Raw genomic sequence first — 25,268 nt, forward strand, 5'->3', positions numbered from 1 at the left:
TTTCTTTTTGAAGTAAATAAAACTGGAGAAAAAGTTTCCTGCGACAAAGCCGCCGGAGCAATTTTATCTATAATGCCTTCTTTTTTTGCAGCGGCCTCAGCCTCACGGAGCTTTGCCTGCTTTACAAAAGTTTCTGTTAACGGAATATTTTTTCCGTTTTTGCGGGCATATTTTCCACCGTAAGAAGCAATTTTTTCGATAATCGCGCTTGAAACTGATGCGATATTGCTTGAAATTGAGCCGGACGGTTTTGTGATAAAGTCACTTGCTCCAAGCTCCAGGCACTGCATTGTTACAGCCGCGCCTTTTGTCGCTATAGAAGAAAGGATTACAACAGGAATGTCCATGCCGCGTTTCTTGCGTTCTTCCAAAAACTGAACACCTGTCATTTCAGGCATTTCTATGTCAAGAAGAATCAAATCCGGCTTAAGAAACGGAATTTTCTGAAGCGCGAATTTTCCGTTCATTGCAGTTCCGCAAACATTCATGCCTTCGGTTTCGTCTACAATTCTTGAAATAAGATTTCGCATCAACGCTGAATCATCGCAAACAAGTACTTCAATATTGTCCATCACAAAATCTCCGCAATAGAAAAGCGGGCTTATTTTTCATTTTTTTGATAAAGGCAAGCCCACGGTGTTTTTAAGAATTCAAATTTCGTGTCCATTCCAAAAAGGCTTTCAGAATGTCCGATAAAAAGATAGGAATGACGCGCCATTGACTTCCAGAAATTATCAATTGTTATTTTCTGCGCCGCCTCGTCGAAGTAAATGAGAACGTTTCGGCAAAAAACAATGTCAAAATTTCTTGCGCCCATGTCAAAACGCAAATTGTGGTAGTCAAAGCGGATTGTCTTCATAAGCTCAGGCTTAATCTGATAGCCGCCTTCAACCCTTGTAAAATACGAAGCAAGGTAATTCTGCGGAATTCCTGAAATGCGGGAATCCGGATAAAAACCTTTTTGCGCTGTCATCAGTGATTTAAGGGAAATGTCGGAAGCAATGATTTCAAATGTATAAGGAGCTGGAAGCTTGTCCTTTAGAAGCATCGCCAAAGTGTAAGGCTCTTCTCCAGTTGAACATCCCGCGCTCCAAATTCTGATTTTAAAGTCCCCGATGGTTTGTTTTTTATCTTCAATAACATGAGGGATTACATAATTTATAAGAGCATCAAAATGCGGCTGGTTTCTGAAAAATCTTGTAAGATTCGTTGTGATACTGTCAAGGAAAACTTTGAATTCTTCCTTATCGCTGGTTATCAAACGGTAATATTCCTGAGGATCTGTCAGATTTTTTTCACGCAGACGTTCCTTCAATCTGCTGTCAAGAATCGAACGATTTGTCTCTGAAAAAGTTATGCCGCTTGCATCGTAAATGAGTTTTCTAAATTCATTGAATTGTATATCTGAAAGCAAATCTGCCATAGCTCAAATTATATAATTTAATAAAATATTTGTAAACTGAATTACAGCAGCATAAATTTACAGAACATAAGCATATAAAAGCTGATTGGAAAAATTTTTAAATCAAAACAAACTTTAAAACTTTCTTATTTCCACAAATTCGCAGGATTTATTGAGCGGCCGTTTTTGTAAACTGTAAAATGCAAATGCGGCCCCGTGCTCATTCCAGTGCTTCCAACTCTGCCGACCCTTGTATTTGTGTCAACAAACTGACCTTTTCTTACAAGAATTTCATTCATGTGTCCGTAAAGAGTTTTATAACCTGAATGATGCGAAACAATCACATATTTTCCATATATTGCATTATCTCCGCAAACAGAAACTACTCCTGGAAGAGCCGCATAAATAGGAGTTCCCTTTGCGCATGCCATGTCGATTCCGCCGTGAAACGTTCTCTTTGAACTGTCAAAAGGACTTGTGCGCCAACCAAACATCGAAGAATAATAAAAGCGTGTCTTAAGTGGCTTTGTAAACAGATCACCGTTGATTTCCTGCCGGGTAACCCAGTCAAGCTCCGCATAAGGAACAAAAAGTGATTTCCCTGCTGAAAGTTTTTCAGAAAGTCCAAGATTATTTACAGAAGAGCATTTTTGAGCGTCAACATTATATTTTTGGGAAATCGACTCAACAGTTTCGCCATCTTCCCTTACTGTATAAAGAATTCCCGGCATCGAAGGAATTTTCAAATATTGTCCTATCTGAATCAAGCGTGAAGCATGAATGTTGTTTACGCTGATTATCGTGTCTTGGGTAACGCCGAATTCGTCCGCAATAAAGCCAATCATGTCGCCTTTTTTTACGCGGTACGAAATATATGAAAGTCCGCTGTCGTTATATTCAGGTTGAACCGGAATGTCTTCGCCGGAAAAAATTTCAGTTGAAATATGAGATGAAGAATTTGAATCAAATCCGCCTTGACCGCTCGAATTTTTAAAATGGACAACGCCAAATGTAATTCCCGTTACAAAAGCCGCAATTCCAGCAATGGAGCAAGCGCAAGTCAGTGTTAATTTTAAATATGATTTCATTTTTAGAGTTTTACTATAGCACATATCATCTGAAAACTCAATTTTATTTTTTTTCATAGCAGCCTCTAAATTTTTTTGTTCAAACCGATTAAATAAGTTTCAAAAGATTCTGTACGGCAGGCTTCCGGCTTGAATCCTTTTGCCTGAGTAAAAATTTCGCGCATTTTCATAAGAAATTTTTGCTGGTCTCCGTTCTGAAAAATTTTCACGCAGAATTTTCCGCCAGTTTTAAGCATTGCGCCGGCATACCAAATCGCCATTTCAACAAGCGCTTTTGAACGCAAAGTGTCTATCGTGCGGTTTCCGGTTGTCAAAGGAGCAGCATCGCAAACAACCAAGTCGTAAGGTCCCTGCTCTTTTATAAGATTCCGAATTTCCTCGCTAAGCAAATCTCCCTGAAAAAAAACAAGATTTTCAGCCTTGACATCTTTTGAAAGAGGATTCAAATCTACGGAAACAACTTTTCCAGACTGCTTTATATTTCTTAAAAGCCAAACAGTCCAGCTTCCCGGAGCCGCCCCTAAGTCAAGAACAATGGAACTTTTTTTAAGCATTCCAAATTTTTCATCTATTTCCTGAAGCTTATAAACGCTTCTTGCAGGGTAACCTTCCTTGAAAGCTTTTTGAGACCAGTAATCGGGCTTTTTGTAAAGATTCTGTTTTGATGGCATACGTTGATTTTCGGAAAAAAAACAAGATTTATTAGCACTGTTGAAGAAATAACACATATAAAATTACGACTATTTATTATAAAACTCTGTCTTTTTTATAAAAAATTTATACAAATTTCTTTAATTTTCATTGTAACTCTTTTTTTTTTCACTTAAACTTACTAAAAATCGAACAAACTCAAGCAGGTCTATATGAATTACAAATTCGGAGATACTCTTCCAAAATTAGTTAGAAAAAGCGCAATCCAGTGGCCTGAAATTTCAGCGCAGCTTTCAAGAACAAAGTCAGGCGATTACAAAGAAATAAATTATCACGATTTATTTGAAAATGCCATGGACTTTGCCGGCGCACTCTTGGACATCGGCGTAAAACGAGGGGACAGAGTCGGACTTATTGCTGACAACCGCGAGGAATGGGAGCAGGCAGACATCGGGCTTCTTTCAATCGGAGCAATAGACACACCGCGCGGACTTGACGCAACAGAAACGGATCTTGCTTACATTCTTTCTTTTTCAGAAGTGGAAATCACAATTGTTGAAAATGAAACACAAGTAAAAAAACTTTTGAATATAAAAAAATCAATTCCAACGCTCAAGACAATAATTTCATTTGAGGAAGTTTCAGAAGACACAAAATCAGACTGCGAAAAGCAAAAAGTTTCCTGCCTCTGGTTCAGGGATTTGCAGAAATCAGGACATGAATGGCGCAAACAACATCCAGACGCAGTTGAGCAGGAACTTGAAAAAGGAAAGCCGGACGATCTTGCGACAATAATTTTTACAAGCGGCACAACAGGAACTCCAAAAGGCGTAATGCTAAGCCACGGAAATATTTTGTGTCAGCTTGACGAAGTTACAGAGCGAATATTTTTAAATCCGGGCGAGCGCGCATTGCTTGTGCTTCCTGTATGGCACGCATTCCAAAGGGCAGTTGAATATGTAATTATCGCTCAAGGCGGAACTCTTTGCTACAGCAAGCCAATTGGAAGCGTTCTTCTTCAGGATTTGCAGAAACTGGATCCTTACCTTTTGCCAGCAGTTCCGCGTGTCTGGTCGGCAGTTTATGATGGAATTTGGCGCAAAATGAGAAAAACAGGCGGAATCGCATTTACGCTCTTCAGATTTTTTGTTGCGGAAGCATTGCTTTGGAGCAGAATCGACAGAAAGCTAAGAAGAAAAAATACTCGGTTCGGTCCGGATTATCTTGGCTTTTGGTGGCCGGTTCTTGTATGGCCGTGGCTTTTGCTTTATCCAATCAAACTTCTTGGAAACTTGCTTGTCTTCAGAAAAATCAGAGCAATGGTCGGAAAAAATTTCCGCTCTGGAATTGCTGGCGGTGGAGCATTCCCTAAAAACGTTGATGCGTTCTTCTGGGCAATCGGCGTAAATATTCAGGAAGGCTACGGACTTACCGAAACTTCTCCTATTATAAGCGTCCGTCCGATTGCAGATCCTATTTTTGGAAACGTCGGAACTCCTTTGCGCGGAATGGAAGTAAGAGTTGTTGATGACGACGGAATTATCCTTGGCAGATGCAAAAAAGGAACCCTCCAGATAAAAGGCGGCTGTGTTATGCAGGGCTACTACAAACGTCCCGACCTGACCGACAAAGTTATGACCGTGGACGGCTGGTTTGACACTGGCGACATCGCGATTCTTTCCGTAAACAATGAGATTCAGCTTAGAGGCCGAAAAAAAGACACAATAGTTCTTCAAGGCGGAGAAAACATAGAGCCGCTTCCAATTGAGGCAAAAATAAATGAATCCAGATTTATTTCAACTTCTGTTGTATTCGGAACAAACGAAAAAGGAATCGACCAGAAATATCTCGTGGCTCTCATTTTGCCAGACCAAGATGCAATCGAAACTTACGCGACAGAAAACGGAATCAACTTTGGCTCTTATGAAGAACTTGCAGAAACTGAAGCAATTCAAAAACTTCTTGAAGGCGAAGTATTCGAATCAATCAGCGCAAAAAATGGATTCAAATCTTTTGAGCGCATAAATAAAATCGCGGTAATAACAAAGCCTTTTGAAGTCGGAGTAGAACTAAGCGCAAAGCAAGAAATGATGCGCTACAGAGTTGCAGACATTTACAAAGAGAAACTCGCAAAACTTTACAAAGACTAAAGTTCCAAAATATAAGCTCCTGATTTTGAATCAATCGGGAGTTTTTTTTGAGGATTCAGCACTCTGATTTTTTGTCCGCTCAAAAGCTGCTGCGTAGTCACAATAAGCAAAAGGCCTTTTTCCGAGCAGGCATAATATCCGCTTCTTCCGCCCGGAAGTTTTATAAGCTCGCTCGTTATCCGCATTGAAATAAATTCTGGTCTTTCATCCGAAAAGCAATTGCATCCGTCTATTTGTCCGTCTTTTGATTTCTGAAACGCAACAAAAGAAAGCACTGCTCTTTCCTTTGGAAGCTCAGATTTCTCTGAAAGTTTTTTCAACTCGGCTGGAGCATCATCTGTTTTAAAAGCATAGTTGCACCATTTGCCGCCCTTTTTTCCATCCATAGGACAGTCGCAAAAATGCGTGCAAGGAGAAACTGGAAAAAATCCACGGCGCATAAAACTGCCGCGCATTAAGCTCACAAGCCGCGCCGAACGAGGATCACCAGGCTCTACAATAATATAGCGCGCATTTTCGTTTTCAAGTTTTAAATATGAAAGAATTTGCTCTGTGCACTTTTTTGCAAGAAAGTCCGGCGGATTTTTAAAATCATCACAAAGCTCATTGAAAAGATTTGCGCTTGTAACAAAATCAGCTTTTTCCTTTACTGACGAACCAAGTTCGCCTTTCACACGGACAATTTTCCATGGCTCGCATTTTAAACGCGCTGCAACTGACAGAAAAATATTTTCACCAAAAGCCAAGGCTTGCTGCGAAATGTCAAGGCAATAAAAAGTAATATGTTTTTTCCTAAGCTCAGGACGAGACAAAAAAAGCGCAAGCGGAACTGTAAGAGGTCCAGAGCCAAGATCAAGAAAAACAGAAGAATCCTTTACGTCAAAAAACTTTTTATCAATATTAGAAAAAAGCCGAACAAGCCGAACAAGATTCCACCAAGTATAATAATGAACATACGCGCTTAAAAGAACTGTCTGATTCATGTAGCCAAGCCGACGCTCGCCACGTTCATCCGTAAGAAAATGGCTAAGACTGCGGATTTGCTTTGGAAGCAAAAGTTTCTGTTTGGAATTAAGCGGATGCGTTGATTCAACAACTTTGTCAAATTCTTCAATTATTTTTTTTGCATCTTCTGGAATTTTTTCAGAAGCAAATAAATTTTCCAGCGGCTTTACAAATTTGGATTTTTTAAGCGAATGAATTTTTTTTTGCGCCTGGCTGTTTTTTTCAAAATCGCTATTTTTCTTTAAATTCTGCTTTTCAAGAAATTCTTTTTTTTTCTGCTCTGATTTTATTTTATCCTTAAGTTTTATTCCTTGCCGTTTTTCGTACCACTTAAGTTGAATTTTCTCTTCCATTAATTTTCCTCTTGCTTTTTGGCTTTTTGAATTTCAAAAAAAAGCTCGCTCAAATCCGCCCGGATTTTTCTAATTTCCATTAAAGCATCTGGATTGTTCTGAACATTTTCCGCATCTTCTATAATCTGATTTTTTGCGCCTTCAATCGTAAACTTTTTCACATAAATCAGATATTTCAGTCTTAAAACAATTTCCACATCACGCTGCGAATAAATTCTTCGGCCGGAATAATCTTTCCGTGGAGCAAAGCCTGGAACTGTTTCTTCCCAGTAGCGCAAAACGTGCGGCTTGACTCCGGTAATTTTTTCAACTTGCCCGATGCTATATTGTGCCATCAGCGTTCCTTTTCATTTTGCTCAGTTCTGTCCTGCCACTTTTGACGGCTAGCTTTCATTTCGATTTGAACTGGAATGTGATCAAAGCCCAGGTCTTCGCGGATTCTGTTTTTCAAGTAAGTAACGTAAGTCAAAGGAACATTGTCTGGACGAGTTGCAAAAATCAAAAAGTTCACGGGATTAATGCTAGTCTGAGTCATGTAGCGGATTTTAAAATGAATCGATTTTGTTGCTGGCGGCGGATATTTAAACAGCCAGTCCTTGAGAGCTGTATTCAAAGACGCAGTATCAACTTTGCGTGTAAGCTGACTATAAATTTCCAAAGCAGTGTCCATAAGATTTTTTATTCCGTCATGATTTTTTGCGCTCAACGGAATAATCGGAGCCCAGTTCATCTGACCAAACATAGCCTGAATCCATTCTTTTGTTTTTTTTACAGTTTTGTTTCCCTGGTCTTCAAGCAAATCCCATTTATTCAAAATAAAAATAACGCCTCGTCCTCTTTCAAATGCAAGCCCTGTAATTTTTTTATCTTGTTCAGCCAAGCCTTCAACCGCATCAATCATGACAAAAGCAATATCGCATTCATCCAAAGTTTTTATAGCACGGTTCACGGAATAATATTCAACATTTTCTTTGACTTTAGATTTTCGTCTGATTCCGGCAGTGTCCAAAATTTGAATATCATGCCCATTATAACGGAAGCTTCCTTCAACAACATCGCGGGTTGTTCCTGCATAGTCGCTCACAATAGAAGATTCAGTATGAGTAAGAGCATTGCTCAAGGTTGATTTTCCAACGTTAGGTTTTCCAAGAATAGCAATGCGAATCGGACGTTCTTCTTCAGAGCCTTCAGTCACTTTTGAAAAATCAAGTCCTTCAATCATTTTTTCTTGAAGAACATTCAGTCCGTCGCCGTGAAACGCAGAAATAAGCGAAATGTCTTTAAAGCCATATTTCATGTAGTTGTAGGCAAGATGCTCGTTTTTTCCGCCTTCGGTTTTATTGACGGCAACAATCAATTTGTTGGAATAACTTCTAAGCAAATGAATAAGCTCTTCGTCTTCGGAATTAATTTCAGTCGCGTCAAGGAGCAAAAGAATTCTATCCGCTTTCTGAAACATGCTGACAGTTTTTTCAACAACAAGATCGTCCATTTCACTTTCACGTGACTTTAAATTCCGCGTAAGTTTATATCCGCCCGTATCCATAAGATGAACAGGAAGACCTGACAAAAAGCAAGTTCCTTCAACAGGATCGCGGGTAACACCAGGAGTTGGATCTGTAATGGCGCGTTTTGTGTGCGTAAGGGCATTGAACAAAGTTGACTTTCCAACATTAGGACGTCCGGCAATTACAATTAATGGAAGATTGTTATATATCCTGTCCGGGAAAAATTTCTGGCTGCGTTCTTTTCTGCGGCTTTCGATTTCTTTTTTTACGGAAGAGCTTTCTTCAAGTTTTTTTTCTTCCGCCTGCTGAATTTCAAGCTCATCTTTTTTTTCTGGCTTTGGTTTTGAAAAATCCGGCTTCTTCTTTTTATTTTTTTTCATTTGATTTCCTGAATTTTAAAATACTGAACGGTTCGAAAGATTCTCAAGTTCCTTTATTGAAAAATGAGAAAGCATTTCCTTGATAACTGGAATTTGTTTTGGAATCATGCTTAAATTTCTAACTCCCATTCCGGCAAGAATAACTGCGCTTTCTTTGCTTCCCGCCATTTCTCCGCAGACAGAAAGAGGAATGTTGAATTTTTCAGCATTTAAAATAGTATTTTTTATCATTCGCAAAACGGCAAGGCTGAATTCATTGTACAGCGGATTCACAGCCTGATTTTCACGGTCAACACCAAGAACGTACTGGGTCAAGTCATTTGTTCCAAGTGAAAAAAATTTCGAGTAAGGAGCAAGACAGTCCGCGCAAATTGCAGCAGCGGCGGTTTCAACCATTATTCCAATCGGAACATCCGGGTTAAATGGAATGTTGTCTTCCTTTAAAGAAATGCGAATTCCTTTTGCAATTCCAAGGGCGGTTTCAACTTGCGAAACATCCGTAATCAGCGGAAGCATAATTCTTAAATTTCCGTAGACGCTCGCACGGTACAAGGCCCGCAGCTGAGTTCTAAAAACTGAAGGACAGTAAAGCGACATTCTTATTGCGCGAAGTCCCATCAGCGGATTTTTTTCAGAAACGGCAGGAAGGTCAGAGCCTTCAACAATTTTATCTCCGCCCGCATCAAGAGTTCTTATCGTAACAGGCTTGTCTCCCATTATTTGCAGAACACGCTTGTAAGCTTCAAACTGCGCATCCTCGCTCATGGAATTTGTGTAAGAAGACGAAGACTGCTTATTAAACTTTTGCGCGGAATTCATAAAAAGAAATTCTGTTCTAAAAAGTCCGATTCCGTCCGCACCATTGTCCAATGCAAGCTGAGCTTCTTCCGGCGTTCCGATATTCGCATAAAGCTTAAAGACAGTTCCATCTTCAGTTGTCGCAGGAACGTCTTTGAATTTCTGAAGGTTGACTCTGTATTTTTGCTCGGAAACAATTTTCGCATTTGCGCTTGTCAAAGTCGCCGCGTCAGGCTGAATTATAAGCTCGCCAATGTTTCCATCAACAACAATTGTTTCTCCATTCTGCGCAAGATTCGCAGCATCTTCAATTCCAACAACAACAGGAATTCCGTAGCTTTTTGCAAGAATTGCTACATGGCATGCGCTGCTTCCTTCTGTAAGAGCAAGACCTGCAATTTTCCGTTTACCAAGAATAACTGTGTCGCTGGTTTTCATAGAGCGGCCGATAATAACCGCACCGTCGGGAACAAGCCAAATGTCAAACGGATGATAGTCAAGCAAAATATCAAGGACGCGGTTAAAAACATCTTCAATGTCCTGCGCACGTTCCGCCAAATACCCGTTGTGGCTGTTGCGAAGCATATCCGCATATTCCCTGACTTTAAAATCCAAAGAATATTCTATATTAAGAAGTTTTTTTGAAAAGAAATCCTGAAGCTCTTTCATAAAAACAGGATCTGAAAGCATAAGCTGGTAAGTTTCAAGAACTTCACGCTGATCCTTTGTAATATCCTTGCTCGAAAGAAAATCAGAAAATTCTTTTTGAACCTGAGAGCAAGCGTCAGTCAGTCTTTGCCATTCAACGTCAACTTCCTGAGCAGAAATTTTTCTTTTGGGGATTTTTCGTTCCTGCTCGTCTGGAAGAACAAACGCCTTTCCTATTCCGATTCCTTCGGCAGCAGAAATACCAAGGATTACATTCATTCTGATATAATAACGTCAAACAAAATGATAGTCAACTTTTAAGAAAATTTCAAAGTTGCTCAAGTGAAAATCCGCAGAAAAAATCTTTATTGCCTACAGAAATATTATCTGCTATAATTATAATGTTATGCGTTTAAGGAAGAGAATTGCAATTATAGTTGATTATCTTGAAACAGAATACACACATCGCGCAGTTGAAGGAGCGCAAAACTTCTTAAAAAAACATAATGCGGAACTTGTTGTGTTTCCAATCGGAACAATGAACGCCGTAAATTTCAACTATGAATATCAGAATCTTGCAGTCGCTTCCCACATAAATTCCAGCAATGTTGACGGAATGATTTTTTTAACCTGCACACAGCTCAATAACGTTTCAACTGAATATTTGCGGATGTACTTAAAATCATTTTCTCCGCTTCCAGTTGTTTCTGTCGGCTGCGAATTTGAAGACATTCCGAGCATAACAATTTCCTGCAAACGGAGCATGTGCCAGCTTGTTGAGCATTTAATTTTAACTCACAAAAAAAAGAATTTCGCGCTTATGACTTTGGAAGGCGAATCGCAGGAAGCAAAAGAACGAGAAAGCGCTTTCCGTCAGACGCTAAAAAAATACAAAATTGAATTTGACGAGTCTAAAAAAATTTACGGCGGATTCACTTATGACACAGCGACTTCCGCTTTAAGAGAATACAGAGAAAAAAAAGGCGCGTTTGACTTTGAAGCAATTGTTGCGCTGAATGATGAAATGGCATTTGCCTGTCTTGATGTTTTAAAAATGTACGATGTAAAAATTCCGCAGGAAGTTACAGTTACAGGATTTGATGATGAAATCAGAGCAGCTTGCGTAACTCCGTCTCTTACATCTATAAATCAAAATGTAGAAAAGCAAACTGAAGCCGCGGCAAAACTTTTGTGCAAAATAATAAACGGAGAAAACACTTCAATAAAAAAAGCAATAAGCTCGTATCCAGTTTTCAGGCAGACTTGCGGATGCATTTCATCCAAAGACACAACCGGCGTTGGAATCGGAGTCAAGGGAAATAAAATAGAAGCTTCTGTAAAAAACATAATGGATTTTGGGCTGAACAAATGGTACGCAAACAGAAATAATTTTATTCAGATTATTCAGCACTACTCTACTTTGCAAGCAGAAATCACACTGGACACCTTAAGGCAAAGAATAAACAGCGACCTGATTTCTTACGGAATAACCGCGGCGGCAATCTGTCTTTTTGAGTCTCCTGTTTCAACAGAGCGTTTTGATTTCTTCAAATTTCCAGACAAAACTTATATTTTTTCAGCATTTGACAAGCAAAACAATTTTATACTTAGCCACAATGCAGAAAAAATTTGTTTCGATCCAAAATCAAAAATGCTTCCCGATGAAATTTTTTCTTCGATGGACGGAATGTATGTTTGCACTTTGTTTAACAACTCGCTGATTTACGGCTACATAGTTTACAGACCGGGCGACTACGATTCTTCCGTTTACTCAATGGTTTGCAAAATGATTTCATCCAGCATCGCAAACGCAGTTACATTCAGCCAGGCAAAAAACAAACTTAAAAAACTCGAAAAAGACTACAACAAAATCCGAGCTGTTTCTGTTACAGACGAACTTACAGGACTTTTAAACAGGCGCGGCTTTATTTCCATAAGCTCAAGAATTCTTGAGACAGCCATGAACAGCGGGCAAAACGGACTGATCCTTTTTGGCGACATTGACGGGCTCAAAAAAATAAACGACACGCACGGACATGCGGCAGGCGACAGAGCCATAAAAAACGAAGCTGCGCTTTTAAAGAAAACGTTCCGCTCATCGGATGCAATCGCGCGTCTTGGCGGAGACGAATTTGCAATACTCGCGGCTGGACTCAATCAGGAAAATTTTTCAAAGTTAAAAGACAGGCTTCAAGAATACTGCGACGAATACAACAAAAATTCAGGAGAGCCTTTCACGCTTTCAATAAGCATAGGTTCAGCTCCGTTCGGCGGAAAAAGCGGCTACGACATAAATTCACTGCTTGAATATGCCGACTCAGCTTTGTACAAAGAAAAACAAAAAAAATACGGATTTAAATTTAAAGGTAGAAAATGAAAATCGACGCAAAATTTTATTCAGAAAAAAACAAAATTTATTTTTTAAACGGAACTGAACTCGATACAAAAAGCGCAAAACTTATAAATGCAAATTGCTGCAAAAATGATTCCGAGCCAAAAGAAGATGCGCTTTATTCTATAAATATTGCGCAAGAACTTACAGGCGCAGAAGAAAATGCAAATGAAGAATTTCTTGCGGAATTCAGGGACTGGCTAAAAAAGCTTGAAGAAAAAAATTCATTCGCAATAATAATTCCTTCCACAGAAAAAACTCCAGCAACTCAAGAAGAAAAAGAAATCTTCACGGCAAGTTTCAAGCATTGCGCAAGAAGAATAAAAGACTGCGAAAACGTAATAGGCTTTTCTGTTCCGCAAAACATCGAGCCGGATTTTTTTATTTCAGAATTAAAGGCAAAACACGGACATTACATCTTTTTTAGCGCAGATGAAAAACTTCTTGCCTCTGATGAAAAAATCGTAAAGCTTTAAGCCGGCAATTCTTCAGCTTCAACAAAACATCATTATCCGCGAAATAACGCAACACTTTCAAAAGTTTTTCAGCAAATTCTCTTGAACATTTTTTTATTTTTTGTCAAAATAAAGAAAAAGTTGAACGCATCCTGTTTATTTATTAAATTTTACAGGAGGAAAACAACTTTTATGGAGAATATACCATGGATTATGAGCACAACGATTTTATCAAACTTGTTTCAGGAACTGTAGCTTTCAGCCTGTTCTTTGTAGCTCTTTGTGTATGCACTCTTGTTTTTATTCCTGCTGAAAAGCCTGCAGAAAACACTGTGGCTTCAGAAACTGAAAAATCTGAGCCAGCGCAGGAGCAAACTGTAAATTACGAATCTATTTTTGACAAGGAATATCCTGAGCTTGTAATTGAAAACAAAAGCAAAGACGATGCCGGACTTATTCTTTACAAGCAGCCGCAAAGCAGAGCCGCAGTTGAATGGTACTACTCAAGAGTTGTAAACAGCCGCGAAGTTGCACAGGCAGTGCTCCAGTCAGCAGAAGAATTTAATATTCCGCTTTCACTTGCGTTTGCCCTTGCCCACACCGAAAGCAACTTCAAAGTAACAGCAATGCATAAAAATACAAACGGAAGCATTGACCGCGGACTTTTCCAGCTGAACAACACAAGTTTTCCAAAATTGGAAGAATCTGATTTTTACGATCCAAAAACTTCTGCGCATTACGGACTTTCGCATTTGAGATTTTGCCTGAATACAGCAGGAAACGAAATTGCAGCTCTTGCAATGTACAACGCCGGAGCAAACAAAGTAAGAAAAAACAGCACTCCTCAGATTACACTTGACTATATTTCTAAAATTCAGAATTACAAGCGCGATCTTGAAGATAATTTTGCAGTTGAAGTTTTGGCTTTGTACAATACAGAAACTCAGAAAAACTTGCTTGCAAAAAAATTCTAGCCTAAAAATGAATGAAGCGTAACTTCGCCGGAATGAAGAACTTTTTTTGTTCCGTCAGCAAGTTCAACTAGAAGCCCTGCGTTATCAGTAATGTCCAGGGCTTTTGCTTTAAATGATTTTTCCTGCCCGATTACAGGAGAAATATCCAGTTCCCTGCCAAGCAAAAAAGAAAGACTTTTGTATTCAGGAATAATATTTTCACCGGAATTTAAAATCGCGGTTATTTCATCCATGCAGCAAAATATCAACTTCTGGCTACTGATTTTTTTTTCAGATAAGAATTCAGCAGTAGAAATTCCGCCGGCTTTTTTGCGAAGTTCTTCTGGAAAATCATTTTGCGCAACAAGATTTATTCCAATTCCAACTACAGCGGCTTCAACAATTCCTTTTGAAGAATTTACAATTCCTTCTGTTAAAATTCCGCACACTTTTTTTCCGCCGCAAAAAATATCGTTCACCCATTTTATTAAGCAGCTTGTTCCAAACAATTTTTTTATGGCGCGGCAAACTCCAACGGCAGAACTCACCGTGAACATCGCAGGATTTTTTATGCCACCTTCTTTTACAACTGAAAAACTGAAATATGCTCCAGTCAAAGACGGCGAATAAAAAAAACGTCCCAAGCGTCCATGACCGGAAGTTTGAGATTCGGCAGCAACAAGAGTATTGTTAAAAATTCCGCCGTTTTCAGTCAAAGAGCCGTCTTCATTTAAAAGAGGCGACATTGCATTTCCACGGCGGACAAGCTCGGAATTTGTGCTGTCAATTTCTTTAAACAGATGAATTTTAAAATATTTTTTCCAGCCGTCTAAAGAAAGATTTTCAGCTTCAAATTCCTTTGCCATTATTTTTTTCCAAGAGTTGAAAAAGAATTTACAGTTGAGCAGAAAACAATTCCGCTTCCCGGCTCCTGCAAGCAAGCAAGATTTTTTACAGCATCAAGAACTGAATCCTTCTTTTCAGAATCTACAATAATCATAAGCATTTCTTTTTCTGGAACAATGTGCATTCCAAAAAATTTTGCATCATCCTCACGCGCAGTTCCTCTTGCATTTATAACAGTTCCGCCGCCAGCTCCAGCTTTTCTTGCCGCAGCCATCGCGTCATCTGCATAACCTCTATTCAAAATAACCGAAATTAAAGTCTGTTTTCCTTCTGACATAGCATCGCCTTCCTTTCCTTTTATAACTCCCGCTTTTACCATTGTGTCCGATTCCAAAGCGCAAAGGTAACCAAAATCTTTTTTTTCATTTTCGCAGGCTTCTTGAATCGCTGAAAAAATTTTTTCTTTGTTTTCCTGCTCAACAAGAATAAGAACAATGTCTTTTGTTTTTGCTCCAAGTCCAAGAGCATCCGCAATTCCGCTTGAAGAAATTCCTTTTCCGCGCAAAACAGTTCCGCCAAAACTTCCAGCCTTTACAGCAGAATCAGAAACAAGTTCGGCTTTATTCTGCGGAACTTCAGCTAATAAAAGATAAAATGCGCTCATTGCTTAACCTCCTTTTTTCTTGTCTTCAACTTGAAAATTATTCCAAGAATCTGAATTGCAATCAGCGGAGTCATGGCAACAAGGGCAATCACTCCGAATGCTCCAGCCGCAGAATCAGTTCCGCTTGCAGAAGCCGCGCCAATTGTAAACGAAAGAATAAACGTGCTGGTCATAGGACCGGAAGCAACTCCGCCTGAATCAAATGCGATTCCCATAAAAAGCGCAGGACTAAAGAAAGTCAAAAGAAGCGCAACAGCATATCCCGGAATCAGAATGTACCACAAGCTGAATCCATACAAAATGCGGATCATGCACAACGCAATTGAAGAAGCGACTCCAAGTGAAAGAGTGGCAAGAATAACTTTTCTTCTGATGTTTCCGCCAGTTGCATTTTCAACCTGCTCTGTAAGAACCCAGACAGCTGGCTCTGCGCAAACCGTTATCGCCCCGAACAAAAGTGAAACTACAATTATAAGCGCAACCCAAATTCCGCCGTTGGAAAAAGCCGCCTGTCCAAGAACACTGCCAAGCATTTTTCCTGCGCTCATAAATCCGCCGTCCGCTCCAACCAAAAACAAAATCAGTCCAAAGAAACAGTACAAAATTCCCTGGGCAACTTTTCGGATTTGAACAGGAGGAAGCTTTAAAAGCAAAATTTGGAAAACAGCAAACATTATTACAAGCGGAAGCATTGACATAAAAACTTCACGCACAACTTCCGGCAGATATTCAATGAAAACTGAAAGCCCTTCCTGCAGATTGTCCGCAGAAGATTCCGCCGCCCCAGAAGCTGAAGAAGCCGAGCCTGCGCCAGAAAGATTCAGAATCATTCCATAAACACAAACTGCGGCAATAGGTCCGATGCTTGCGATTCCTGTAAGACCAAATGAACTGTCGCTTGTTCCGCCTTCTTTTGAAGAGACTGCATGACGAACGGAAGCAACTCCCATTCCAAGAGCCATGATAAACGGAACTGTCATAGGTCCTGTTGTCGCTCCGCCCGCATCAAACGCCGCGCCCTGAAGTTCTTTTGGGCACATAAATGCAAGAGAAAACAACGCAATGTATGAAATAATCAAAACAGTTCTAAGATTAAGGGAAAAAACAGTTCTGCAAAGTCCGATTGTTATAAAGAAACCTACGCCAACCGCAATGCCCAGAACAAGTCCCCATTTGTTCACATTTGAAGAAAGGCTTTTTATTTGATCCGCAAGAACTTGAACATCAGGCTCGGCAATCGTAACCATAACGCCAATCAAAAATGAAGCAGAAAGAAGCAAGGCAAGATTCTTTTTACTTGTAAGAGCCGCTCCGCTCCGTTCACCTATAGGAAGAATTCCAATATCAACGCCAAGCAGAAAAAATGTAAGCCCGACAACGACAAGAATTCCTCCTACAACAAACCTTACAATTATGTTAAGGCTTAAAGGAGCAACGGTGACTGAAAGCAAAAGAACAATCACCATAATCGGGAAGACAGAAAAAAATGTCTCCTTGAATTTTTGAAACAGGTTCATAACAACTCCTCAGTATGAACGAATTAGAAAAATACTTTTATAGAAAAGACCGTTGAAAGCTGTAGCTTCCTAGACGCATTCTAGCATTATTTTTTTAAGCTAAACTACGATAAATTTTTGTAGCAATTCCAGCCTTTTTCTCTGATTTCCTTGACCCAGCGGGCGGCAAGTTTTTTTGCGCCTTCCAAGTCATGGTCTTTATAGTTTCCGCATTCAACCTCTGTACTTCCAGGAATTTCTTTATCCCAAGCTGCAACTTTTTCAAGAACATTGCAAAGATGCTCGGCAATATAAGATTCCTCATGGTCGCCCCAGACTGTAAGATAAAATCCAGTTCTGCATCCCATAGGACTAAAGTCAATTACAATGCGCGGAAGTTCATCTCTTATATATTCAGCAACAAGATGCTCCAAAGTATGAATCGCTCCAGTCGGCATAAATTCCTTGTTCGGCTGGCAAAAACGGACATCATATTTGCTTACAATGTCGCCCTTTCTGCCTGTTTTTTCAGAAGCCAAACGCACAAAAGGAGCTATAACCTTTGTGTGATCCAAATTAAAACTGTCCACGTTGTATTTTTTTTCAGCCATAAATTGCCTCCATTTTTAATTTACTAATTTTGAATAAGAAATGCTTCAACATTTTTTGGAGATTCAAAAATAAAATCTGCACCGCAATTTTCGAATTCTTCTTTTGCTCCAAAGCCCCAAAGAATTCCAGCACACTTTATTCCAGCAGAATGCGCGCCGTCCACATCATAATGCCGGTCGCCAATTAAAATGCATTTTTCTTTTTCGCCTGAAATTCCGTTTGATTCCAAAACATATTTTACAACATCGCATTTTTCAACACGGGATTTTTCTTCCAAGTCGCTTCCGCCTACAAAATCAAAAAGATTCAAGATTCCCTTGCGCTCAAGAATTTGCTTTGCGTAAACTTCAGGCTTGCTTGTTGCAACAAATATTTTCTTTCCGGCAGCGCGCAAATTTTTCATAAGCTCAACAACGCCGCTGTAAAGTTCCGCTTCAAACATTCCTTTTTCCGCATAATAATTTCTGTAAACTTGCATTGCATTTTGAATTTCATTTTCTGGAAGCTTGAGAGTCTTAGAAAAACTTTCTTTTAACGGCGGACCAATCATTGTGTTGTAAACCGCGCGGTCAACTTTCAAGCCGTAATGAGCAACAACTTTATCAAACGAATTAAAGACACCTTTTGAAGTGTCCATCAAAGTTCCGTCAAAATCAAAAAGAATATAGTCAAACATCATTCCATTCCCAAGAAAAGCTTGTAGCCGTTGTACGCCTGCTGAATATCTTCTTTTGAAGTGATTTCCCACGGAGCGTGCATGCTCAAAACCGCAACGCCAGCATCAAGAACATACATTCCATACTTTGCGGCAAGATGTGCAATTGTTCCGCCGCCGCCCTGATCAACTTTTCCAAGCTCTGCAAGCTGATATTTTACGTTTCCAGAATCAAGGACATTTCTAAGCTTTGCAATGAATTCAGGATCAGCATCACTTGCCCCGGACTTTCCACGCGAACCAGTATATTTTTGGAAAACAATTCCGCCGCCAAGGAATGAAGAATTTTCCTTGTCAAACAAATTTGCGTTCATCGGGTCGTAAGCTGAATTCACATCGCTAGAAAGCATCCAGCTGTTGTTAAGGCAACGGCGCACAGCAAGCTCCGAATATTCACCAAGCCGGGCAACAACTTCCGCAACCGCATTTTCCATAAAATGGCTTCCCATTCCAGTTGCGCCATAGCTTCCGATTTCTTCCTTGTCAACGCAAATGCAGCAGTTTGTTCTTGAAGAAGCCTTGCTGTCAACCATCGCCTGTGCAGAAGTATAAGCGCAAGAACGGTCATCTTGTCCGTAAGCCAAAATCAAGCTTCGGTCAAATCCCAAGTCTCTTGGAGCTCCGGCAGGAACAACTTCAAGTTCTGCGGAATTAAAATCTTTTTCTTCAATTCCGTACTTTTCCTTTAAAATTTCCAGAACAAGTTTTTTTGCCTTGTCTTTTTCTTTTGACTCTGAATCTTCATCTTGACTAGCTGGAATTTCACTTCCGCAGATTAAATCAAGGCTTTCTCCGTCTATAAAGTCAGCGGCAGTTTCTTTCATCTGCTTCTGCGCAAGATGCGGAAGAATGTCAGAAATGCAAAAAACAGGCTCGTCGGATTTTTCGCCAATTGAAACTTTTACAGTAGAACCGTCCTTTAGGCAAACAACTCCGTGCAAGGCAAGCGGCAAAGTAACCCACTGATATTTTTTTATTCCGCCGTAATAATGCGTGTTCAAGTAGACAAGGAAATCTTTTTCATAAAGCGGATTCTGCTTTACATCCAAGCGCGGAGAATCGATGTGCGCCCCAAGAATGTTCATTCCGTTTTCAATAGAGCCTGTGCCGATTTCAAAAAGCGCGATGCTTTTATTGCGTTTGCAGACGTAGACCTTTTCGCCCGGCTTTAAGAAGTCATTTTTCTGAATATCCTTATATCCGTTTTTTTCCGCAAGCTGAATTATAAGCGAAACACACTCGCGTTCAGTTTTTCCGTTTTCAAGAAATTTCTTATATTCTTCTATTAAATCCATTTTGTTCTCCATGATAATCAATACCGTTAAATTAAATCCATGTCATATTCGGGCTTGACCAGAATACCTGTCAACATAAAGTTTATTAGATTGCCAGCTCAGGTCCGGCAATGACAAGCCTTTAAATTAAAGATATTGTTTCCAAGAATTTTGCAGAAGTATAGCACAATAGAAGCAAAAAGTCAGTCGTAAAAAATAATGCGTCTGTCAATTGATTCAGCCGTTTTTTTCAGCGTTGAATTTTTAAAGAAACTGTGTTATAATAATCTCATTATGGCAAAACCAAAGACAGAATTTTCTGTAAACCAAAAAGTTGTTTACCCAAGCCAGGGCGTTGGAAAAATCACAGAGATTTTCAAAAAAGACTTCAACAATGAGCCTACATACTACTACAAAATTTATCTTGAAGTTTCCGACATGAATGTAATGGTTCCTGTTTCAAGATCAAAAGACCTAGGAATCCGCGCAATCGTTTCAAAAGATGAAGCGCAGACAGCACTGAATTCAATCAGCGATGACTTTGAGCCTCCTACTTCCGACTGGAAACTCCGCTATCAGATGAACCTTGACCTGCTCAAAAAAGGAACAATCGGCGACATTGCGGCAATCGTGCGCTGTCTTTACCACCGCTCAAAGGTAAAGGAACTTCCAATTCTTGAGCGCAAGCTTTACGACAATGCAAAAAAACTTCTTGAGGACGAAATTGCAGAAGCCTTTGGAATTTCCAACAAGGAAGTTGAAGCCATGTTACATGAAAAACTTGAGCCGCTCGGTTTAAAGATTGAAAAGAAACAAGCCTTTGCTGACGATGATGAAGACGAAGATGAGTTTGAAGAAGAAACTTCATCTAACGAAAAAGATTCCGAAGACTTTGACAGCGAGGATGATGATTAATAAAATTCTTGTCATAGCCGCCGCAGGTTCTTCCAGCCGGATGGGGCTTGGCAAAAAAAAAGAATACCTTCCATTAAAAAAGGGAACTGTGCTTTCTGAATCGGTCCGTGCTTTTATTGGAGCTGCGGATTTTTCAGAAATTATAGTTTCCATTCCAAAAGACGGTGAGCAGGAAGCAAAAAACGCATTGCTTGCCGACACGGAACTAGAAAGCCTTTTAAAGAACACAACGCTGACTTTTGCGGAAGGCGGAGCTACAAGGCAAGAGTCAGTTTTTAAGGCGCTTTGCAAAATCAAAAATAAAAATTCAATTGTGCTAATACACGACGGCGCGCGTCCGTTCGTTTCAAAAAAAATAATTCAGGATGTAATTTCCACAACACAAGAATTTGGAGCGGCAGTCCCGGCAATTCAGCCTGTTGACACACAAAAAGAAATTGCGCCGGACAGAACAATCAGCCGTCATCTTGTAAGAAAAAACTTGGGAGCCGTGCAGACTCCGCAGGGATTTTTACTTGAACCTCTGATTGAATGCCACAAAGCTGCTTTTCAAAAAAAACTTGAGTTCACGGACGACACAGAAGTGTGGGACGCTTTTCCTGATTTTACAGGCGGAAAAAAAGTTCACGTTGTTGAAGGCAGCGAAAAAAATAAGAAGATAACTTTTATTCAGGATATTTCCAAGGAAACAAAAATGACCCGCATAGGAATTGGAACAGACTTGCACAGACTTGTTGAAGGCAGAAAGTTTATTTTGGGCGGAGTTGAAATTCCTGCGGAAAAAGGAGAGCTCGGACATTCAGACGGAGATGTTCTGCTTCATGCAATCAGCGACTCTCTTTTAGGAGCTTCCGGCATAGGAGACATAGGCTCATACTTTCCAAGCGAAGATCCCAAATGGAAAAACGCCGATTCCGCTGAGCTTCTAAAAAAAATCTGGGCGGACGTAAAATCCGAAGGCTGGACTTTAGGAAACCTTGACTGCGTAGTAGAAACAGAAAAACCAAAATTGCTTCCCTGGCGCGAAAAAATAATCAGCTCAATTGCAGACATACTCAAAGCTGACTCAAAAAACATTTTTGTAAAAGCAAAAACAAACGAAAAGCAAGACGCCGTAGGAGCAGGCAACGCAATAAAAGCATACTGCGTATGTCTATTAGAAAAAACTGAATAGCTGCAAATACAATCATTTTTCTTTACAAATGCAACTTTTTGACATATATTGTAGATATGAATACAGTAGCAATGAATGTTAGAGTTGACAAAAATCTCAAGGAACAGGCGACGGAACTTTACAACGATTTGGGGCTTTCGCTTTCGAGCGCAATCAATATGTTTTTGCGGCAGTCGGTAAGGGAAAACGGGCTTCCGTTCAAGCCGCAACGGACGAGACGCAAGAGCGAGATTGAGCTTGCCTCTGAGGAAGCCGACGAGCTTATGAACGACCCGAACGCGAAAACGTATGAGACTCCGCAGGAACTTTGGGACGAAATCGGCTTATGAGTGAAAATTTCTACAATTTAGTATTGCTAAGTTTAACTCTTTGTCATTATCGGACTTGATCCGATAATCTTTGTGCTGTACATGAAAAGATTTCCGTGTCAAGCACGAAAATGACAATCGAAAATCCATTTTCATTGAAAACTGACTTTTGCCTTCTATATAAATAATATTGCAACCGCTGTTCTTGAATAAATCAAGAGTCCTTTATCTTTGAAAAGGCTTTCTGAATGCTTTCGAGGACTTCGGTTCTTAAAGTTTCTTCTATATTTATGACAGTTTCGGCGATCTTTTCTTTTTCTGATTCTTCACATTTTCCAAAAAGGCGGACAGGCTCAATTCCAAGTGAACGCGCGATGCTTTCGATTGTTTCCGGGGAAGGAAAATACTTGCCGTTTTCAATACTGTTTATGTAGTTCGAGCTTTTTCCGATTTCGAGCGCAAGGTCAAGCTGGCGCATTCCCTTTTGTTTCCTGAAAAATTTGAGATTCTGAATGAACTGTTGCCGCAAAGTCTGCATACACATACTATGGCAATGTTTTTAAAACTATGTACATCTAAATAGAATGTGTATTTCTGCATATTTTGTTGACGATAACTGTATTTAGATGTATTATTACATTCATATTAAATGTATCGTGGGAGTTTATCATCACGATAGAAGGAGTTTTTTATGAAAAGTTTTAAAAGTATTTCAATGTTTGCAATGATACTTTTATGTGCAGTGTCTTTATTTGCAAAGTCGGAAGGTGTAGCCATTGAGCCAAACTCTCCAGAAAACCCATTTTTATCAACATCATGGGAATGCAAAGGTGTAGATGTTTTTGAATTTTCAGATGACGGAAAGATGATGTACGGATTTTCTGAAGTTTCATATAAGCTAAAGAAAATCGGCGAATCTTATGAGCTGACTTTTAAGTCTGCTCTAGTAAAGTCGGTTATTACACTGGAAAACAAAGATTCTACAACGGCAATTTGTAAAATGAAAACTACAACTATGGTTTGCACTAAAAAATAACAGTTTTTCTATGCAGCAGGAATATTGCACACACCGTAATGTTCCTGCTTTTTTTATGAAAAAATTTTATAAGGGGAAATTTTATGGAACAAATCAAAGATATTGACGAAAGTGTTGTAATGTTTTTTACACATTATGAAGTTGTAAGACGCAGAGGAAGCCTTGTTGAAGCTACACGTAAATGGTGGAGATGTTCAGAAGCCAAAGCAATGGCTGCCGACTACGTTTTTTCTGTAATTTCAGGCATTGTGCAAGAAGTCTATATAGCAACAGGCTGCCACGAAGAATTTGATGACGGCACGGCGCATCCTCATTTCTTTGGATCACGCAAAGTGTTTGACCTCGACCTTGCTTCAGATAGTGTCCGCGCAAAATATAACGGCAAGCGTCTTCCTCCAGAATACATTGGAGGACAAAATCCAGTAAGATACAATTTTTAGCAAAAAAACAAGCAAAAAGGAGAAATTTAAGATGAAGAAGAAAAGCCTTGTTATAGCAATTCTGTTTTGCGTTTTTTCATGTATTTATGCACAGGATACATTTTGAACATTGAATGAACTGGACAGTAATTGCAAATACTGCAAATAAAAATCTTACATATTCAGATTAGGTCTTGTTCTAAACATTTCCAGTCTTGTTGCAAAAGTCGAACATTCATTCAACGACATTCTCGGTTTTTCAGCAGGAGCCGGAATCATGCTCGGATTTGGATATTAAAAAATCACATTTACAGCTTTGCAAGCCGCTTAGAAATCTCCAAAGTCGCGGTTTCAAGTTCTTCCTTTATTATCGAGTTGATTTTGTTCTGAAGAGTGTCGTCAAAAGAAGCCGTTCCCGGAGTAAAGAACAGCGCGGCAGGCATCACATCAAAAGCTGAGATTATGCGCTCAAGAAGTTTATAAGTTACGAATTTTCCGCCCGTTTCAATTACGCTCAAATGATTCGGTGAAATCTCAAGTTTTTCCGCAAACTGTTCCTGCGACATTCCCGACTTTTTTCTGTAATACTTAACGTTCTCGCCAAAAATTTTTCTTATATCAACCGACGACATGAAAATAGTATGCCCTACAAGCACAACAAATCACATAAGCAAAAAGAATAAATATCATCATAAACCATTCTAAAAGCATTGAAATATATCGCTTTTTGAAATAAAATAATTATAAATCATTCTTTATGAATGGAAATAAAAGGAGTTTTTTTTATGGAAACAAATGAAATTGCAAGTGTGCTTATAAAATCAAGCAATGAAGACGACACAAAAAATCTTGAAAACGTGCAGAAAATTCTTGACTACTACAGAAAATCAGACAATCCAAAAATTAAAGAACTGATTTATAAAGAATACAATCGATTTGCAGAAGCTGTTAATAAAATAATAAAAGACGAACAGAAAAAAGGAGAGAATTAAAATGAAAAAAAGAAGTCTTGTTGTAGCAATTTTGTTTTGTATTTTTTCACATACTTATGCGGAAGGTTATGTTGGATATACTTTTTTTGCCAATATTGGAAAAGCCACTGCTTGCATAAAATTATGTGATTCTCCAACAATTAAAATGCCATATGAAGAAATAAATAACTTTGTTCAATCAGTCATTGAAAATTTTCGTAAACTGGCTGAGAACCACACCCTGAACTGATTTATATCAATTTAACTACATGCCAAAAACAACGTGGAACTGCCTATTGTATAGCAAAATTCGATACAAAAGAAGCAATAGAAGTTTCAGCATGGATTGACTCAAAAGATAGTGAAAGAAATGTATTAACTGATAAAACTTATGACGATCCTTATGTTGCGCAATATGAATATGACCGTTTATGCCAACAATATATAGATATGCTTTTTAACTAAATATCAATAAAATAATAGGAGCAGAAATTTATGGCAAACAACAAAGCATTTATTTTTAAAAGCCTTGAGGTATTAGAAGCACACGGAAAAATAAAAGAGATTTATTGGCTTTCAGAATCATACTTTTGTGAAGAAAAGTTTAAGATTTCATGGAAAGATGAAATAGGAAGAACACTTCCTGTTCTAAAAATATTGTATCCGCAGCTAGACAAGGAAACTGAGAGAAAATCAAAAACTGACAAAGACGTGTATTATAAAGATAAAATCGTCCTAGATGGCATACCTTTTCTTGTATTTAACAAATGGTTTGAAGATAGTCAAACTCTATTTTTAGAATGGTTAAAAAGTGTTTTGGGAAATAACTTTTCTGAACTTAGTGAAATAGAAAATTCATTAAAAGCAAAAGGAGAGAATTAAAATGAAAAAGAAAACCATTGTTGCATTTATTACATTTATCTTTCTTGCAGCAGCTGGCATTTTTGCAGAAGAAGGACCAATAAAAAAACATGGGTGGTATTATCAGGGTGGGACTACTCTCCTATGATATTTGTCAATAGCAAGGAACTCCTGATTCCATAATTTTACGATGC

At 39.0% G+C, this 25,268-nt stretch carries 29 protein-coding genes; 13 read left to right on the forward strand and 16 right to left on the reverse strand.

Annotated features, from left to right (window positions below; all coding sequences use genetic code 11):
- From Q0N70_RS11175 to Q0N70_RS11190, 4 genes are all read right to left on the reverse strand, one after another.
- The coding region (locus Q0N70_RS11175) for a response regulator (RefSeq protein WP_294016772.1) at window positions 1-572 on the reverse strand (572 nt) is incomplete at its 3' end.
- A 29-nt stretch (window positions 573-601) separates the two neighbouring features.
- Window positions 602-1,423, reverse strand: a complete 822-nt coding sequence (locus Q0N70_RS11180) for a protein-glutamate O-methyltransferase CheR (protein ID WP_013702329.1) — start codon at window positions 1,421-1,423, stop codon at window positions 602-604.
- A gap of 125 nt (window positions 1,424-1,548) precedes the next feature.
- Entirely contained in the window at window positions 1,549-2,547 is a 999-nt protein-coding gene (locus tag Q0N70_RS11185; protein ID WP_294016776.1) for a M23 family metallopeptidase, read from the reverse strand.
- A gap of 8 nt (window positions 2,548-2,555) precedes the next feature.
- Window positions 2,556-3,161: an RlmE family RNA methyltransferase gene (locus Q0N70_RS11190; protein WP_294016778.1), complete on the reverse strand. Its 606-nt coding sequence runs from the start codon at window positions 3,159-3,161 to the stop codon at window positions 2,556-2,558.
- A gap of 192 nt (window positions 3,162-3,353) precedes the next feature.
- Here Q0N70_RS11190 and Q0N70_RS11195 point away from each other — a divergent pair, with 192 nt between their 5' ends.
- A complete protein-coding gene (locus Q0N70_RS11195) occupies window positions 3,354-5,291 on the forward strand; it encodes a long-chain fatty acid--CoA ligase (RefSeq protein WP_294016780.1) in 1,938 nt (645 codons plus the stop codon).
- Here Q0N70_RS11195 and Q0N70_RS11200 read toward each other — a convergent pair.
- From Q0N70_RS11200 to ptsP, 4 genes are read right to left on the reverse strand one after another with little or no spacing between them, the layout of a single operon-like run.
- On the reverse strand, window positions 5,288-6,649 hold the full coding sequence (locus Q0N70_RS11200) for a small ribosomal subunit Rsm22 family protein (RefSeq protein ID WP_294016782.1): 1,362 nt from the start codon (window positions 6,647-6,649) through the stop codon (window positions 5,288-5,290). The genes Q0N70_RS11195 and Q0N70_RS11200 overlap by 4 nt on opposite strands.
- Window positions 6,649-6,984, reverse strand: a complete 336-nt coding sequence (locus Q0N70_RS11205) for a MerR family transcriptional regulator (protein ID WP_294016784.1) — start codon at window positions 6,982-6,984, stop codon at window positions 6,649-6,651. Before Q0N70_RS11205 ends, Q0N70_RS11200 begins: the two co-directional genes overlap by 1 nt.
- Complete coding sequence (gene der / locus Q0N70_RS11210) at window positions 6,984-8,537, reverse strand: ribosome biogenesis GTPase Der (protein ID WP_294016786.1); 1,554 nt, start codon at window positions 8,535-8,537, stop codon at window positions 6,984-6,986. The genes Q0N70_RS11205 and der overlap by 1 nt, the downstream gene beginning before the upstream one ends.
- Window positions 8,538-8,552: 15 nt before the next feature.
- Window positions 8,553-10,262 carry a phosphoenolpyruvate--protein phosphotransferase gene (gene ptsP, locus Q0N70_RS11215; protein WP_294016788.1) on the reverse strand — a complete coding sequence of 570 codons (1,710 nt, stop codon included), beginning with the start codon at window positions 10,260-10,262 and terminating at the stop codon, window positions 8,553-8,555.
- A gap of 127 nt (window positions 10,263-10,389) precedes the next feature.
- On the opposite strand from ptsP, the gene Q0N70_RS11220 reads away from it, so the two are divergent.
- From Q0N70_RS11220 to Q0N70_RS11230, 3 genes are all read left to right on the forward strand, one after another.
- A complete protein-coding gene (locus tag Q0N70_RS11220; protein ID WP_294016790.1) occupies window positions 10,390-12,360 on the forward strand; it encodes a GGDEF domain-containing protein in 1,971 nt (656 codons plus the stop codon).
- On the forward strand, window positions 12,357-12,851 hold the full coding sequence (locus Q0N70_RS11225) for a hypothetical protein (RefSeq protein WP_294016792.1): 495 nt from the start codon (window positions 12,357-12,359) through the stop codon (window positions 12,849-12,851). Before Q0N70_RS11220 ends, Q0N70_RS11225 begins: the two co-directional genes overlap by 4 nt.
- Window positions 12,852-13,036: 185 nt before the next feature.
- Window positions 13,037-13,804, forward strand: a complete 768-nt coding sequence (locus Q0N70_RS11230; RefSeq protein WP_294016794.1) for a lytic transglycosylase domain-containing protein — start codon at window positions 13,037-13,039, stop codon at window positions 13,802-13,804.
- Here the strand turns inward: Q0N70_RS11230 and Q0N70_RS11235 are convergent.
- The 6 genes from Q0N70_RS11235 to Q0N70_RS11260 form a co-directional block, all read right to left on the reverse strand.
- Window positions 13,801-14,649, reverse strand: coding sequence for a biotin--[acetyl-CoA-carboxylase] ligase (locus tag Q0N70_RS11235; protein WP_294016796.1), 849 nt, complete (start codon window positions 14,647-14,649; stop codon window positions 13,801-13,803). The two genes, Q0N70_RS11230 and Q0N70_RS11235, sit on opposite strands and share 4 nt — an antisense overlap.
- Window positions 14,649-15,293, reverse strand: a complete 645-nt coding sequence (locus Q0N70_RS11240) for a P-II family nitrogen regulator (RefSeq protein WP_294016799.1) — start codon at window positions 15,291-15,293, stop codon at window positions 14,649-14,651. The genes Q0N70_RS11235 and Q0N70_RS11240 overlap by 1 nt, the downstream gene beginning before the upstream one ends.
- The gene (locus tag Q0N70_RS11245; protein WP_294016801.1) at window positions 15,290-16,810 is read right to left on the reverse strand and encodes a DUF1538 domain-containing protein; all 1,521 of its coding nucleotides are present in this window, start codon (window positions 16,808-16,810) and stop codon (window positions 15,290-15,292) included. The genes Q0N70_RS11240 and Q0N70_RS11245 overlap by 4 nt, the downstream gene beginning before the upstream one ends.
- Window positions 16,811-16,914: 104 nt before the next feature.
- On the reverse strand, window positions 16,915-17,400 hold the full coding sequence (locus tag Q0N70_RS11250) for an S-ribosylhomocysteine lyase (protein ID WP_294016803.1): 486 nt from the start codon (window positions 17,398-17,400) through the stop codon (window positions 16,915-16,917).
- Between the two features lie 23 nt (window positions 17,401-17,423).
- On the reverse strand, window positions 17,424-18,080 hold the full coding sequence (locus tag Q0N70_RS11255; RefSeq protein ID WP_294016805.1) for an HAD hydrolase-like protein: 657 nt from the start codon (window positions 18,078-18,080) through the stop codon (window positions 17,424-17,426).
- On the reverse strand, window positions 18,077-19,411 hold the full coding sequence (locus Q0N70_RS11260) for an aminopeptidase (protein WP_294016807.1): 1,335 nt from the start codon (window positions 19,409-19,411) through the stop codon (window positions 18,077-18,079). Before Q0N70_RS11260 ends, Q0N70_RS11255 begins: the two co-directional genes overlap by 4 nt.
- Window positions 19,412-19,684: 273 nt before the next feature.
- Between Q0N70_RS11260 and Q0N70_RS11265 the strand changes: the two genes are divergently transcribed.
- Genes Q0N70_RS11265 through Q0N70_RS11275 form a run of 3 tightly spaced genes read left to right on the forward strand, consistent with a single transcriptional unit; the run spans window position 19,685 to window position 21,808 of the window.
- A complete protein-coding gene (locus tag Q0N70_RS11265; protein WP_294016809.1) occupies window positions 19,685-20,305 on the forward strand; it encodes a CarD family transcriptional regulator in 621 nt (206 codons plus the stop codon).
- Complete coding sequence (gene ispF / locus Q0N70_RS11270; RefSeq protein ID WP_294016811.1) at window positions 20,295-21,479, forward strand: 2-C-methyl-D-erythritol 2,4-cyclodiphosphate synthase; 1,185 nt, start codon at window positions 20,295-20,297, stop codon at window positions 21,477-21,479. Before Q0N70_RS11265 ends, ispF begins: the two co-directional genes overlap by 11 nt.
- Before the next feature lie 56 nt (window positions 21,480-21,535).
- The gene (locus Q0N70_RS11275; protein ID WP_294016813.1) at window positions 21,536-21,808 is read left to right on the forward strand and encodes a type II toxin-antitoxin system RelB/DinJ family antitoxin; all 273 of its coding nucleotides are present in this window, start codon (window positions 21,536-21,538) and stop codon (window positions 21,806-21,808) included.
- Window positions 21,809-22,001: 193 nt separating this feature from the next.
- On the opposite strand, the gene Q0N70_RS11280 is transcribed toward Q0N70_RS11275, so the two are convergent.
- The gene (locus Q0N70_RS11280) at window positions 22,002-22,331 is read right to left on the reverse strand and encodes a helix-turn-helix domain-containing protein (protein ID WP_367268264.1); all 330 of its coding nucleotides are present in this window, start codon (window positions 22,329-22,331) and stop codon (window positions 22,002-22,004) included.
- Between the two features lie 147 nt (window positions 22,332-22,478).
- Here Q0N70_RS11280 and Q0N70_RS11285 point away from each other — a divergent pair, with 147 nt between their 5' ends.
- Both Q0N70_RS11285 and Q0N70_RS11290 read left to right on the forward strand, forming a co-directional pair.
- Entirely contained in the window at window positions 22,479-22,823 is a 345-nt protein-coding gene (locus tag Q0N70_RS11285; protein ID WP_294016817.1) for a hypothetical protein, read from the forward strand.
- A gap of 83 nt (window positions 22,824-22,906) precedes the next feature.
- Window positions 22,907-23,263, forward strand: coding sequence for a hypothetical protein (locus Q0N70_RS11290; RefSeq protein WP_294016819.1), 357 nt, complete (start codon window positions 22,907-22,909; stop codon window positions 23,261-23,263).
- A 287-nt stretch (window positions 23,264-23,550) separates the two neighbouring features.
- On the opposite strand, the gene Q0N70_RS11295 is transcribed toward Q0N70_RS11290, so the two are convergent.
- Window positions 23,551-23,874, reverse strand: coding sequence for a helix-turn-helix transcriptional regulator (locus tag Q0N70_RS11295; protein ID WP_294016821.1), 324 nt, complete (start codon window positions 23,872-23,874; stop codon window positions 23,551-23,553).
- Window positions 23,875-24,027: 153 nt separating this feature from the next.
- On the opposite strand from Q0N70_RS11295, the gene Q0N70_RS11300 reads away from it, so the two are divergent.
- From Q0N70_RS11300 to Q0N70_RS11315, 4 genes are all read left to right on the forward strand, one after another.
- The gene (locus Q0N70_RS11300) at window positions 24,028-24,234 is read left to right on the forward strand and encodes a hypothetical protein (protein ID WP_294016823.1); all 207 of its coding nucleotides are present in this window, start codon (window positions 24,028-24,030) and stop codon (window positions 24,232-24,234) included.
- A 1-nt stretch (window position 24,235) separates the two neighbouring features.
- The gene (locus tag Q0N70_RS11305; protein ID WP_294016826.1) at window positions 24,236-24,463 is read left to right on the forward strand and encodes a hypothetical protein; all 228 of its coding nucleotides are present in this window, start codon (window positions 24,236-24,238) and stop codon (window positions 24,461-24,463) included.
- 245 nt (window positions 24,464-24,708) lie between these two features.
- The gene (locus Q0N70_RS11310; protein WP_294016828.1) at window positions 24,709-25,095 is read left to right on the forward strand and encodes a hypothetical protein; all 387 of its coding nucleotides are present in this window, start codon (window positions 24,709-24,711) and stop codon (window positions 25,093-25,095) included.
- Between the two features lies 1 nt (window position 25,096).
- On the forward strand, window positions 25,097-25,222 hold the full coding sequence (locus Q0N70_RS11315) for a hypothetical protein (RefSeq protein WP_294016830.1): 126 nt from the start codon (window positions 25,097-25,099) through the stop codon (window positions 25,220-25,222).
- Window positions 25,223-25,268: the final 46 nt, after the last annotated feature.

The organism is uncultured Treponema sp. (genome assembly GCF_945873775.1).
Lineage (GTDB): Bacteria > Spirochaetota > Spirochaetia > Treponematales > Treponemataceae > Treponema_D.